Origin of the sequence: Marinobacter shengliensis, from assembly GCF_003007715.1 — a bacterium.
GTDB lineage: Bacteria > Pseudomonadota > Gammaproteobacteria > Pseudomonadales > Oleiphilaceae > Marinobacter > Marinobacter shengliensis.
Map to the genome: position 1 here is coordinate 52,143 of NZ_PXNO01000003.1, position 13,094 is coordinate 65,236.

Here is a 13,094-nt window from a genome sequence, read left to right on the forward strand (position 1 = left end):
GCTGCCGTCAATCCTGGGCGACGGACGCCGCTGGCTGCATGCAGATTTGAACCAGCCCCGCATCAATGGCGAAGAAGACCAGCTTCGCCATCGACTCGATTCCAAGGCTGCTCTTGATGGCAGTCACCGTATTGGCCACGGTTTTCTTTTCGATTGCCAGGGCATGGGCAATTTCATCATTGCTTAACCCGCGAGCCAGCATAGAAAACACTTCAAACTGGCGGCGCGTCAACTGCTGCAGTTTTGAGGACTCAGACGCCTGATCATTGAAAGACGATTTCATGATCAGATCGTATTCAACAAAAATTTCACCCTCGGCAACTCGCTGAACTGCCTTGATCAGGGTGTCGGTCTCGCAGGACTTGGTGATGTAACCCATGGCGCCCACCTGAAGGGCGCGCTTAACGATGGGAACTTCGTTGTACATGCTGAAAAACAGGATACGCGCGTCTTTCTGATCTTCCAGAATTCTGGCAGCCGCTTCTATGCCGCTGATGCCCGGCAACCCTACGTCCATGATGATCAGATCCGGCTGATGCCTTCTGCTGAAGTCGCAGGCTTCCTCCCCAGATGCCGCCTCCATAATTTCACAGGGTTCCAGGGCCATCGATAACAGGCTGACATAACCCTGTCGCACCACCGCATGATCATCCGCAATCAGAATTTTCATCTCGGACTCTTTTGTTGTTAGTATTCGCCAGCCAAGATTATCACAACCCTCTCGGGCGTTTGTTCCCCCCTGACACAAAAAAGCTCCGGCCGCAGAGCAACCGGAGCATCGGAAGAAAAATGCCGGGAAAAGGAAAGAAACCCGGCCAAGCGATATGACTAACCGAGGGTCATATCAAAACCTCACTGTTGCGCCAGCAACCACGGTTCTGGGGGCGCCGGGGCGGATGCCGTCCTGCACATCCGAGATATACAGCTTGTCTGACAGGTTGCGCCCCTGAACCCACAAGGTTGCATCCGTAGTGGTCGGCAACTTGTAGCTTGCCCGTGCCGAGAACAGGGTACGGCTCGGCACCTTGCCCGCCTCGCCGTCAGAGGTCAGCTCACGGGTATTTTCGATATCACTGTAGAAGGACCCCAGATGGCTGACAGTGGCGCTCAAGTGCCAGCCGGCCATGTGATCCATCCCAACGGTGAAGCTGCCTGCCAGGGTCGGGATTTCTGGCACGTGATTATCGTCCAGGGGGCCGGTGGTGAAGCGGGCATCGGTGTAGTTCAGCGCAGCTTCGGCGAACAGGTTGTAATCCGCCAGGTAGAAGGCAGAGGAATCGATTCTGGCGCCGACATCGACGCCGATAATGCGAGAATCCGCTGCGTTTACAAACAACGCATCACCGAATTCGTCCACATCATCACGAATCAACGTGTCCTTGATGCGATTGTGGAACACAGCTGCATCCAGGCTGACACCTTTGATCGCACTGGTACGGATACCCAACTGGCTATTCACGCCGGTTTCCGGGGTGAGCGGAAACTCATCCGAGCGAGCCGAGGCAGGCGCATAACCGCGATGAATGCCGGCGTAGATCTCTGACTGTGCAAACCCTGTGTAAAGCAGACTTATACCGGGCAGGAACAATGCGTTGGAATCCTTTTCCCGAACACCTTCGTCACTGCTACCAGGGCGAAACACCGTGTCTTTGTATTGGTTGTAGGTTTCATAACGAAGGCCCGGGGTCACCGTCCAGTCACCAAAGCTCATGCTGTTCTGGATATATCCGGAAACCGCCTCGGCATCATATTCCACCAGGCGCCCGTCACGGGTGTAGCCATCCTCGCCAGAGACGGCAAACAAACGGCCGCGGTTGCCCTCATCCAGTTTCTCCCCCGGCAGGCCAACAGGACGGCGATCCTCAAAGTTATGGTTTTCGTAGCGTACGCCGGTCTGGATACGATGGGTCAGCCCAAGCGCTTCAATGTTGGCCCACTCCAGTCGGCTCTCCAGCCCAAGGTTCTCATAACGGCGATCCCGGCCTTCCATCACGCCGCCGTCTGCAGGTGCCGTGCCGCGAGTCTGGAAACGCGGGCGGTCCAGGTCTGTAAAGAAGACTTTACTGGACACGCTGACATCGTCCGTAACCTGCAGGTTATGGGTCAGGTCGTACTTCAGGTAGTTCACCGAAATGTTGTTATCTTCGCGCCCCTCATCGAAACGGCTCTTGTTGCGGGGCGCCTCACGATACTCCTGCAGAGAAAGGTTCGCCTCGTCGTAACCATCGCTGCGCTCACGCAAGTAGGTCACAGACGCCGCCAGCTGGTTGCGTTCATTAACCTGCCATTCCAAGCCAGTATAGAAATCGTCGTACTGATGCTCTTCCACATCAAAGGTTCCGTCAGCACGCTTGCCGGTGTAGGAGAACACCATGCCGACATCGCCTTCAGTGCGGCGATGGTGAATATGCTGCTGGATGGTGTCCTGGTTGCCCACGCCCATTTCGATGACGGTTTCCGGCACCGGGGTAGGTTTCAGGTTACGGAAATTGACGATGCCGTGGTTGTTCAGAGGGCCGTGGACAATCTGCCCGGCGCCCTTGTAAACCTCAACACGCTCCAGGCGTTCCAGCGGCGGGGTGTAATGCGCACCGGAATCGAGGTATGCACTGTTGTTGATCGGCGTGCCGTCTTCGAGCAAGAGCACCTTACGGGAACGGCGCGGCGGTGCACCGCGAACACCAATACCGGAGCGCCGGCCGAGGACATCATCATCAATGGTGCGCACGCCCGGCACAAAGTCCAGGGCATCATGCAGGGTGTAGGGCTTATACACATCGATCTGGTCACGGGTCAGCACACTCGCGGCACCCGGCATGCCTTCAACAGACGTGGGCACCAGGCTACGCACATCCAGTGCTGGCAGATACACTGCCTCGCTTGTCTGCTGGGCCATCACAATGCCCGGAACGGAAGCCAGAACGACGAAACGCACCGCGCGGATTATTGGTTTCAACATCAAACTCATCGTATTCCCCTTAGCACAGGTTTTTATTGCTGTTGGGGTAACCTTAGAGTGGGTAGCGATTCGGGAGAACTGAACGATGGAACCTGAGGAGGCCTACTTTGGGTCGGGACATTTTCCCGTTAAAGCCAGGCGTTACCGCAGGGAAAAGGCGACGGGCAAGGTCACCGTCAACTCGGGCCGGCCATAATCCGCCGGTACTCCGGGTAACGGTACAGCCCTGGACAACATTTCCCGCACCTCGTCATCCAGAGGGCGAAAGCCCGCACTCTTTACCACCCGGGCGTCTGCCACCTGGCCTTGCCGGTTAACCGTAAAGGTCACCTCGACCACACCTTCCCGACGCATGCGGCGGGCAGAATCGGGGTAACGTTTATAGCGGTTCAGGTGGCCCAGTAACGCTTGCAGATAACGGGCTTCATCGTTCACCACACCACCGGTATCTGCCTGTGTGGCGGGGGTTGCCGAGGCATCTTCGACGGGGGCTAAGTTAGGCTCTGCGGTGGGTGCCGGGTCGGCGCCACTGGTTTCAGGCACCTCCTGCTCCTCTACATCCATATCGGGTTCTGACGTTGTCGATACCGGCTCGACAGGCTCCGGCTCTGGCGTTGGCTGTGGCTTGGGCTCTGGTTCTGGCAGGGGTTCTGGCTTTGTTTCTGGCGACGGCGCGGGCATGGGGGCCTGCAAGGAATCAGGCTTCTTCTGGGGCTCCTCTTTCGGGGTGGCCTGTACCGGCTCTGGATCAGTGTCAGAAGGACTTTCAGCAGGCGACATGTCAGCTCTCGCCAGCGTCACAAAAACACCATCGGTCCCTTCATCTGCGGCCACATCCGGCACCGGCTGTTGCACCAATACACCCTGCACGATCAGAAAGGCTCCGGCATGAAACGCCAGTGCACAGAGCGCACCCGCAAACAGATACCGACGCTTCAACCCCATCACGGGCTCCGCCGCGTGGACAGGTGCACCGATTCAAACCCAGCTTCCGACACCCAGGCCAACACCGGCTGCCATTGCTCTGCCGTTAACGCCTGATCAATCTTGACCAGCACCTGGGATTGGGAGCGCGCCGCTCCATCCACACCCCAGCCATCCGCCAATGCCCGCGAGAGCTCGTCGTGCTGGACCGGGGTGCCATTGAGAAAAACCTCACCACCTTCCGTCATCAGAATCTCGGCCTGCGCTGACACCTCCGGTCCGCCGGAGTCCATGGCAGGGGGAACAAACGGCAAACCATCAGACGCCCGAATCTGACCGGCCAGCATGAAGAAGATCAGCATCAGAAAGACCACGTTGATCAGCGGTATCAGATGATCGTCATTACTGGCCGCCGGAGCGCTGCCACGTTTGATTTTCATTCTGCCGCCCCAGTGTTCACCGAGACTCTGGCTGCCCCCAATCCCCCTACCTGATCGAGTAACCAGACCACCTGTTGTATTGAACTCGCTGGATGGGGTATGAGGATCACGGACTTGTTACCTCCAGCGAGCAGATCACTCAGCTGCCTGTCATCCAGAAACACGAGCGGCTCATCCGGCAGGATTGGTCGGCCATCCGGCGTCATGCCCAGCATCAAAGGTGGCTCACCGGAGACCTCTGAGCCCTCGCCTGTCGACACCATCAAGTCGAGACTTTGCCACTGGATAAACGAGGAGGTGACCATGAAAAACAGCAGCAGAATGAACACCACATCAATCAGTGGTGTCAGACCAATCAGCTTTCGGGAGGGTGCCGCGGGGCGATCAAGCTGCATGGCCCCGCCGCTCATCACTGGCGTTAAGAGGATTAGCCGCCGCCTCAGACACATTCACCGCGCCGGAAGTATTGCCAACCAAGGGTCCGGTAAACACCGCTGTCAGCGCATCTTCCATCTCATCCACCAAGCGGTCCGTTTTACGCTCAAGGTAGCTGTGCAACATGACCACGGGAATGGCCACAATCAGGCCCGCAGCCGTGGTCAGCAGGGCCTGCCAGATCCCTCCCGACAGCACCGACGGGTCCACCTGGTTACCCGCTGCTTCCATCTGCTGGAACGCCAAAATCATCCCCATTACCGTACCCAGAAGGCCCAGCAATGGGCTTAATGTGGCAATGACTTCCAGCGGCTTCAGATAGCTCTTGAGCGACGCCAAGTGCCGGGACGCCTGGCGGGCCAGCTCCTCCCGAACCAGTGGTGAGTCACCATGGCGCATCACCGAAGCCATGGCACTGGCCACCAACGCCGGAACCGGCTGCTGGCAGGTCATCAAGAGACTGTGGGCGTCACGCACTTGGCCGTCCCGCCACAAAGACAGACTGTCCGAAACTTTTGTTTTGGATTGCCAGGTGGTCAAAAACAACTGCAGGGATTTGCCAACAATCAACGTGACGGCAACCATGGAGAATACCAACAAGATCGCCACCACAGGCCCGCCAATACCCAGCAATTCCACCAACCCGGGCGTCAACACACCCATTTCCACCAACGGACTCAACCACTCAGACATCACTTCACCCAATCCCGCGCAAATGGCACTGATTCAACCTGAGCCTGACACAATGCCAGGCCCGCCTGAACCGCCCTTTGGTCGCCACTTCCCCAACTTTGGTTGTACTACGGAAAGACGCTAGGTATCCCGACTTGTCCGCTGATACTGTCGAGACGAGTGGATGAGGAGAACAACACGATGAAATTCTGGATAACAATACTGGTGGCTGGCATCACACTGCCCTTTCAGGCTCACAGTGAAGGCGACCTGACCAGACAAACGCCCATCGTAGTGGAAGTCGAACTGGGCACGACCGAGGGTGAGATGCGATTCAGCCCATCACACCTCGAATTTGAGACTAGTAAGCTCTACCGGCTGGTGCTGACCAACAACAGCCCCCAGCCACACTATTTTTCCTCCAAGGGCTTGGCACGCTCGGTGTTTACCCGCAAGGCGCAAACCTACGCACCCGACGGCCAGCGCACAGCCGAAATCAAAGGGCACATCCATGAAATTGAGGTGTTTCCAGGCCACAAGGCGGACTGGTGGTTTGTGCCGGTACAAACCGGAGAGTTCAACGACCTGATCTGCCCGGTAGCCGGTCATCAGAAGGCAGGAATGACCGGCAGCATACGCATCTATTGATTATGCCGGAGGCTCAGTTAGCGGGCACTTCCCGCCAGTAGATGATGCGGTCGTTGCCCCGGTAGACGCCAAACGTGGCGGTAGCGGAAGGGTCTGTTAGCACCCCGTCGTTGTTCCAATCGTCTTCCAGCCACTCCGGTACATCCCAGGTCACCAGATCGGTGCCCTGGGTACCAACAGGTTCCAGGCGCAATGGCCCGGCTGTGCCCTGGTCGAAAACCCCGGAATCCGCCAGCAGCACATGGTGAGTTTCGGCCGAATCAATATTGGTCGTTGTCCATGTGGTGCAACCGTCCGCATCATGGGTAACAAACCGCCCGCCCTCAAAAGACTCCACCCTGAACGGCATGAACAAGGCCTCCACCGTTTCCGGGCCGTAAACGTTCTCCATGATCAGCCGGCCGTAGCGGATCTCAAAAGAGGCCTCCGGTTCGAAGTCATAGGGGGCCGCCTCCGCCTGAACGCCGTCGGTATCCTGAACCGATGTGACGGTAAATTCTAACTGCGGCAAGAATGCCTCTACCCGCGTGACCGGGCTCTTCGGATACTCGAACTGATCGTTCGGGTTGAACGAGAACAACATAAGTCCGGGTTCCTGTACGCTGAGTGCGGCCGCCTCCTGAGTGACAGAAAACGCCATCAGGTCGCCATTGGCATCGGTTGCAGCAAGGTCCTCGATGGGAACAAGTGTTGAGACGCCGGCCACCGATAGGCGCCTGAAGCCGTCGAACGTGTAGTTTCGGGTTCGCCCGCCCTGTACAGACAACGGCTCAAGCAGCGCGGTGGGCGCCATCAACCAACCGAACAGTTGTCCCGTGTAAGTGAACTGCCCTGCCCCGCACTCCGCTTCAAAGGCGCCTGGGTCCACCGTGACCCGGAAGCGGTCAGGATAGAAGCGCCCGACCGGAGCACTCCGGCCCTGTGGCAGATCCCGCCCCAGATAAGCGCCGGGCGCGGGGCTTGTGAGAAAGCGGAATACACCCACTTCGGACTGATCTACAGCTACCGTGGTTTGCGCATCAACGGCTCGAGCATGATCGTAACTACCAGGAGAAACCACACCGGTCTCGCCACCGGCAGGGGCCACCAACTCCACCTGTAAAGGAATGCCCGGTAGTTCGAAGTTTGGCGTGACCGGATTACCAGCACAGAAATCCACATCTGTGTCACTCTGCCAACCTGCTGCGGTAATGCTCAGGTCAAAGGATTCCCCTGCCCTGCGGAACAGCGGGCAGGTCTCATCACCCTGGGAACAGGACACTGCCGTGGAAACACAAAAACCGGCGGGCACGCTCACAAAGCTGTCCGCGCCAGGCATCAGCAGGCCGGCATCCTCAGTTGCTTCGCTGCCCCGATACAGCGCGTTGAGCTGCATCTGCCCTGCGTCCGGGTAGACCAAATCGATCTCCGCAATACCATCATCATCAAATGCCAATTCGATCCCGACGGGTGTGGAAGCGTCGATGCCGACCGACGCTCCATTCACAGAAACTTCTCGACTGACTTCACGACCACCCGGACCAGGGTCTACATAGTCGGACCAAAAATCCACGGCTTTGGTTTGGTTTGCAAACGCCGGCACACATTGCTGAGTGGCATCATCCTGACGGACCGCCCGCACTTGAACAGGGCCGGAGGGGCGGTGTGAAATCAGATCGGGAAGGTCAAACGCCAGGCCCGATTCAAAGAAGGGCAGGTCGCAATTTGACGCCGACAAGGATCCGCCTATCTGGCATAGTGTCACGGCCTGGGGGCGTGTTGAAGGATTTGAGCCAACAACATCAAGCCTCACGGTTCCGGGCGACGTGTTCTGCAACGTCGCCTCCCCGAAGCCATTTACCAACGACACCACGTTTCCACCTTGCCAACCGTTGGCGGGGGCCAGCGTCGCCTGTACTGGGTCGGTAAATAGCTCAGAGCAATCGGCGTTGCCGCATGCTCGAATCTGTACTGTCTCGGGTTGGCACGTCAGTGCAACGCCGTCATGAATGATCTCGAAATGGTCTACCTGTTGCCCTACGGGATTCAACTTTAAGGCGCACAGTTCAATGTTTCCAAGCTCATGGATGTTGGTGGAGCCACCAGTGGAACCCGTCAAGGAGAGCAGGAAATTCTCCGGCACCGCAGGCTGGCCGGGCTCCGCCAGCGCATTGAACGGAGCAATCAGCGTCTGAAAATTGTTACCACTTCCGGAAGTATCCCGCTCTACCGACACGATGGCCTGGCCCGCCAGCCTGGAATCAACGGTGATTCGATAGCGCTGGGCCGTGGGGTTAGTACCGGCCTGATCAATGCCCGGCGAAAGCGTGTTGGTGCCTCTCAGGTAACGATAATTGCCCTGATAGGCGCCGCGAATGGCAACGGCGTCTGCACGGGAACCAGGTCCTCCCTGCCGCCCCTCGGTGGGATTGGAGAAGTTACCAAACTCATCCAGCCCTATCCCGAGCCAACCGCCTGCAAACCCGGGGTCGCCATTATCTCGCTGGGCATACCCCAGTGAACCACCGAAGCTGCCTGGCTGCGGCGTTATTGCAGAATCTGACAACACAATCGCCAGCCCGTCTGCACCACTGCCACCGTAAGCAAAATAGTCGAACTCGAGAATCACCAGATTGTCTGCGCCCGGGATCTCTCGCTGCAGCGTCGCTGCTGTCGACTGATTACTGACGGCTTGGGTCATTCTTAATCGATTGTTGACGACCGAGGGGGTGAAGCTTCCACTGGCCACAGAAGTAACCCAATCGTCCGCAGATAGGCTTCCGCCGTCGAAGTCATCGACAAAACAGGTCAGGCCGTCATTTGGGTCTGTAACCCTGATCAGTATCTCATCCTCGCCAAACGGCTGTTCGCCTCCGCAGAAAAACAGAAAGCAGTTCTGATAGCGAGATTCAAACCGCACCATGTAATCACCCGGTTGATCAAATGTGACCGTTTGAGTTACCGGTGAACGCTCGCATAATGTCGGTGTACTAGTGGATGACTGGACCAATACACCGTTAACCAACCACCGATCATTCCACCTCTGGTTAAAGGTAGACTCAACGTCTGAACACCCCTCCCCCCTGACAGCCAGGGACACAGCGTTCCCAACTTCCACTGCAACCGGTCCAACACTGTCACCATTGGCGGAAAGCTCCACACGTCTGGCACACAGTCCGGCCAACAAGCCCTGCTCAATGCCGCTGTAGTCTGCCACCGGGCCGGTATTGCCGGTGCTGATGCCGCCACCGGCTGCCAGGCCACCCGTGATCACAGCATTATTGCCAACGCTGATCGACCCGGCGGCGTAGAGTAGCCCATTGACCTGGGCGTTGTTCCCCAAGGTCAGGCTACCTCTGGTCACCAATAACAACTGGCCCGGATCACCGCCCGCATTGATTGCAATGTTATTCCCAAAGGCTTGCGAACCATTGATAAAAATCCTTACCTGGGCACCGTCTGCGACATTCAATTGGTACCCATTACCAAGGTTCGCACTACCGAAATAATAGTCTCCGGCGGCCAGTGTCGTGCCTGATACTGGCCATGGATTGTTGGCCCAGGGCACCCCCGAAAGGTCCAAGGTATTTCCGGAAGCCTGCAGGTTGCTGTTGACACCACTGGGAGCACCGAACACATCAGAACATTGGGCCGCCCAAGCTGGCGGCGCTGCCATGAACAACACGAAGAGTACTGCCAGCATGGCCCAGGAGAAGTGGGGGGACCTCATCGTACTCTAACCTCCAGGACTCGTTCCGCGGCATCCGCGCCTGAACCACAGACACCCCTGCTCGTGATTGTGTAGAGCGTGTCCCCGCCGCTGCCCCCCGTACCCCCGGATGGATCCTCTGCGGAACAAGCCAGCAACGCCGAGCAGCTTGAAAGGGATGCCTCGGTGAAATTCAGCACCCAGGAAGCCGGACAGGACCGCCCTCCATAGAGGACGTCAGCAACCGCGAGCTGAGCACCGCTTTCTGCGGAGAAAAAGGCACGCTGAGACTGGATTTGCAGACTTACAGCGTTGCTGGAACTTTGTTGCAACTGAGCCATCCCGATGACCAGCAGCGCCAGCACGGTGATAACAAACAGTGCGACCGGCAAACCGGCACCGGCCTGATTGTGAATCGATTGCTCAGGGTACATTGCGAATTTGCACCTCCTGGCTCATTCGAGTGGTCTCGTCACCATTCAGGTTTGCCAACTCAAATTCAAAATTCACAACCGCCGCCCGTTGCAACGAGGGTGGCGTTACTTTTAGATTGAACGAACCGCCGACCAGGTTGGCACTCATAACCTCCCGAGTTCCACCGGCTCCGTTCAGGGCAGCAGCAGAAGGCTGAGTAGAGCCTGGAGAGTACCCGCTGAATCGATAAAGCCATTGCCCAACCTGACAGACACTGACCGGGCTAGTGATGGCGTAAACGCGTTTTTCCGGTGAGCGCTCGCGAAAACGATGACTGGCGGACAGTTCAATGGTTGTATCACTATCCGCGACCGCATTAATGGCCGGTGAAACCGGCCCAGGATTGGAGGTGCCGTAGAGATTGGACTGGGCCGAGCCGTAGCCGTACACCACCAGCCGGGCACCGGCGGGGACTGCTCGGCCGAAGGGTACTATGCTCACTTCATCAAAGCCTGGGCCTGTTGTCAGGGATTCATAGCCGGTGCCGGCGATTACCGGCAGCCATTCCAGACATTCGCCGTTCTCGCGAACGGACAGGGGAAACGCTTCGCGCACCTCCCGGGTGATTTGCTCACTGATCACCACGCCTTGCAGCGCGCGCTGTTGCCGTTCGCTTACGTCCAGCGCACCACGAGTGGACAGGGCAACAAACTGCACCGAGATGGTGGCCACAATGCCCAACAGCACGATGACCATCACCAGCTCGACCAGGGTGAACCCCTGTTGCCGGCGCATCAGAAATTCCCCCGGTAGGCGCTGAACAGGTAGGTGTTCCCGGAGGGATCGGTAACGGTAATATCGATGCGTTTGGCTTCATGATTGCTCAGGCCCACTTCGGTGCCGGCACAGGCCACCGAAATAGACACCTGAAAATTGTTGTAGCCCGATAACGATTCCTCCTCGCTGTTCTCGGGCGGCGCGTTATTCAGGGTGTGATAATCGTCCACATCGTTGAAGGTACGCCGTGTTTCGCCATCCGGCCCAAGGTTGTTGCAATCCGCGTCGCCGGCATCCACCGCTCCGCCGCCCACAGGGGAATCATGGGCAAAGGATTTGGAGAGGATTTCGTCCATGTAGAGTTGCGACAATGCCACCGCACGGGTCTGATTCAAGGGATCAGCGCTTCGGCCGGTGATCAAGGCAAAGGCACCAACAACGCCGGCGATGGCAATACTGATAATGACAATGGTCATCACCAGCTCCACCAAGGTCGCGCCCTGCTGGCGAACACCGGGGCGCCGGCAAGACCTCATGAACAAGGCCCCTGATACACGGCGCCAAGGGAGCTCAGACACAGGGTAAAGTCACTGTCTCCTGAGATCTGGAATTGGAGACTTTGACCGCTGAACGGTGCCGCCAGGCGCCCCATTCGGTCAAAGTTGATGGTAAACCCGCCGCCAGGAATCGGAGTGAGCCCGGATTGACCGGCTACCTGATACGCCACACTGGCGCCCTCACGGCGGATGGAAAACAGGGAATCCGCCGCCTCGAACTCAAAAGCATTCGAGGTTTGGCGGATGGTTACAGAAGTAGAGGGGTTGCCCGCCAGCGCTGCTTGTTGGGCAAGCAGCGTGGCGGAGGCTAGTTGTTGGGTGGCCAATAAGGGGGCAAAGGCTGAGCTTCTGGCGAACAGGCCGACTCCCAAGGCGGAAAGTACGCCGATAAGGATAATGACCATCAGTAATTCCACCAGGGTAAATCCCGAGGCCCAAGTAGCACTCACGGTCCTCATGCCCCCTCCATAACCCCTATTGAAGTCGGGTTAGTTAACCACTTTTTGATATGAAAGCTGAGGGCAACGGCTTGCCCTCAATAACCATCCCCCCCGCTCGATTAACAGTCAGTTACGTCTACCGTAATGACCGGCGCAGTATCAGCATCTGCTGCTGCGGTAAAGGAAACCTGACAGTTAGCGGGAGTCGCCGCACCATTTGCGCGAACGATAATTGGATTCCCTGGGACCACCGTATAGTCATCGGCGTTAATCTGGGCAGCGTCTAAAATACCGGCCTGGGTCGCTGCGGGGTATCCGAACACGGTATCAACACTAGCCCCATCAAGCTGGACATTACCTGTGGCTGCAGCTGGATCACACCCTTGGCGAGCAAGACAGGCAGAGCGGACGATAGAGTTTGCTGAACGAATTGCGCCTGCTGCCCCCTGTACAGTGCTGACCCGGGCATCCCCGCCCAAATCCGCAAACCGCGGCAAAGCAAACGCCGCCAGAATACCCAGAATCACAATCACCATAACCAGTTCGATCAGGGTGAAACCTTGCTCACGCTTCGGTGTGAATTTTTGCATCGTCATCATAGTCACTTCTCCTGGATCTCAGTTTTCTTAGTTGATGTCGGTGATAACTTCACCGGTATTCGAGTTGTACTCAATGAAACTTTCCTGACCATCTGGCAGATACTCGTAATTGCAGACTCCAGCTGACGGAGCCGTTGCCTGGTATTCGGTGGTGTTATCCGCAGCACCTGCAGCAGCTACACGGGGAGCGTTAGACTGCAGAAGCCTGTTCCACAGCGCGGCACAACCACCACTGGCCGCAGGGTCGGGCCAACCATCGTCGGTAGCGGCGACGTCGTCATTGCCAAATCCTTCCACTGCGGCGACGGCAGTGGTCAACCCGTTGACGGTCCACTGCGCTTTAACAAGCGACACACCCGCGCTCAACGCACCAGCGGTACCCTTGATACTCGCCTGATGCGCCTGCTCCGAAAGCTGCGCAAACCTGGGCAGCGCGAAGGCCGCCAGTATCGCCAGGATGGCAATCACCACCACCAGCTCGATCAGGGTGAACCCCTTCTGTTTTTGCCTGCTGTTGTACCGCATCATTCGTCGCCTCTTG

The 13,094-nt window shown here is 57.6% G+C and carries 14 protein-coding genes; 1 reads left to right on the forward strand and 13 read right to left on the reverse strand.

The features are described 5' to 3' along the window. Positions 1-7: 7 nt before the first annotated feature. From C7H10_RS00865 to C7H10_RS00890, 6 genes are all read right to left on the reverse strand, one after another. Positions 8-670, reverse strand: a complete 663-nt coding sequence (locus tag C7H10_RS00865; RefSeq protein ID WP_106693316.1) for a response regulator transcription factor — start codon at positions 668-670, stop codon at positions 8-10. A gap of 174 nt (positions 671-844) precedes the next feature. Next, complete coding sequence (locus C7H10_RS00870; protein WP_106693317.1) at positions 845-2,968, reverse strand: TonB-dependent receptor family protein; 2,124 nt, start codon at positions 2,966-2,968, stop codon at positions 845-847. A 132-nt stretch (positions 2,969-3,100) separates the two neighbouring features. After that, positions 3,101-3,904 (reverse strand): energy transducer TonB, encoded by an 804-nt coding sequence (locus C7H10_RS00875; RefSeq protein WP_106693318.1) that lies wholly within the window; start codon positions 3,902-3,904, stop codon positions 3,101-3,103. Then, complete coding sequence (locus C7H10_RS00880) at positions 3,904-4,323, reverse strand: ExbD/TolR family protein (RefSeq protein WP_106693319.1); 420 nt, start codon at positions 4,321-4,323, stop codon at positions 3,904-3,906. Before C7H10_RS00880 ends, C7H10_RS00875 begins: the two co-directional genes overlap by 1 nt. After that, complete coding sequence (locus C7H10_RS00885; protein WP_106693321.1) at positions 4,320-4,718, reverse strand: ExbD/TolR family protein; 399 nt, start codon at positions 4,716-4,718, stop codon at positions 4,320-4,322. The genes C7H10_RS00880 and C7H10_RS00885 overlap by 4 nt, the downstream gene beginning before the upstream one ends. After that, a complete protein-coding gene (locus C7H10_RS00890; RefSeq protein WP_208622788.1) occupies positions 4,708-5,451 on the reverse strand; it encodes a MotA/TolQ/ExbB proton channel family protein in 744 nt (247 codons plus the stop codon). Before C7H10_RS00890 ends, C7H10_RS00885 begins: the two co-directional genes overlap by 11 nt. 180 nt (positions 5,452-5,631) lie before the next feature. Between C7H10_RS00890 and C7H10_RS00895 the strand changes: the two genes are divergently transcribed. Next, the gene (locus tag C7H10_RS00895) at positions 5,632-6,078 is read left to right on the forward strand and encodes a cupredoxin domain-containing protein (protein WP_106693322.1); all 447 of its coding nucleotides are present in this window, start codon (positions 5,632-5,634) and stop codon (positions 6,076-6,078) included. A gap of 13 nt (positions 6,079-6,091) precedes the next feature. Here the strand turns inward: C7H10_RS00895 and C7H10_RS00900 are convergent, their stop codons facing one another. The 7 genes from C7H10_RS00900 to C7H10_RS00930 form a co-directional block, all read right to left on the reverse strand. Next, positions 6,092-9,787 carry a DUF6701 domain-containing protein gene (locus tag C7H10_RS00900; RefSeq protein WP_106693323.1) on the reverse strand — a complete coding sequence of 1,232 codons (3,696 nt, stop codon included), beginning with the start codon at positions 9,785-9,787 and terminating at the stop codon, positions 6,092-6,094. Further along, on the reverse strand, positions 9,784-10,200 hold the full coding sequence (locus C7H10_RS00905) for a hypothetical protein (RefSeq protein ID WP_106693325.1): 417 nt from the start codon (positions 10,198-10,200) through the stop codon (positions 9,784-9,786). Before C7H10_RS00905 ends, C7H10_RS00900 begins: the two co-directional genes overlap by 4 nt. Next, complete coding sequence (locus tag C7H10_RS00910; RefSeq protein WP_106693326.1) at positions 10,190-10,975, reverse strand: PulJ/GspJ family protein; 786 nt, start codon at positions 10,973-10,975, stop codon at positions 10,190-10,192. Before C7H10_RS00910 ends, C7H10_RS00905 begins: the two co-directional genes overlap by 11 nt. After that, the gene (locus tag C7H10_RS00915; RefSeq protein ID WP_061333584.1) at positions 10,975-11,493 is read right to left on the reverse strand and encodes a type IV pilus modification PilV family protein; all 519 of its coding nucleotides are present in this window, start codon (positions 11,491-11,493) and stop codon (positions 10,975-10,977) included. Before C7H10_RS00915 ends, C7H10_RS00910 begins: the two co-directional genes overlap by 1 nt. After that, on the reverse strand, positions 11,490-11,972 hold the full coding sequence (locus tag C7H10_RS00920) for a type IV pilin protein (RefSeq protein WP_106693327.1): 483 nt from the start codon (positions 11,970-11,972) through the stop codon (positions 11,490-11,492). Before C7H10_RS00920 ends, C7H10_RS00915 begins: the two co-directional genes overlap by 4 nt. A gap of 101 nt (positions 11,973-12,073) precedes the next feature. Continuing rightward, positions 12,074-12,553 (reverse strand): type II secretion system protein, encoded by a 480-nt coding sequence (locus C7H10_RS19395; protein ID WP_279629197.1) that lies wholly within the window; start codon positions 12,551-12,553, stop codon positions 12,074-12,076. Between the two features lie 27 nt (positions 12,554-12,580). Continuing rightward, a complete protein-coding gene (locus C7H10_RS00930; RefSeq protein WP_106693329.1) occupies positions 12,581-13,081 on the reverse strand; it encodes a prepilin-type N-terminal cleavage/methylation domain-containing protein in 501 nt (166 codons plus the stop codon). Between the last annotated feature and the right edge of the window lie 13 nt (positions 13,082-13,094).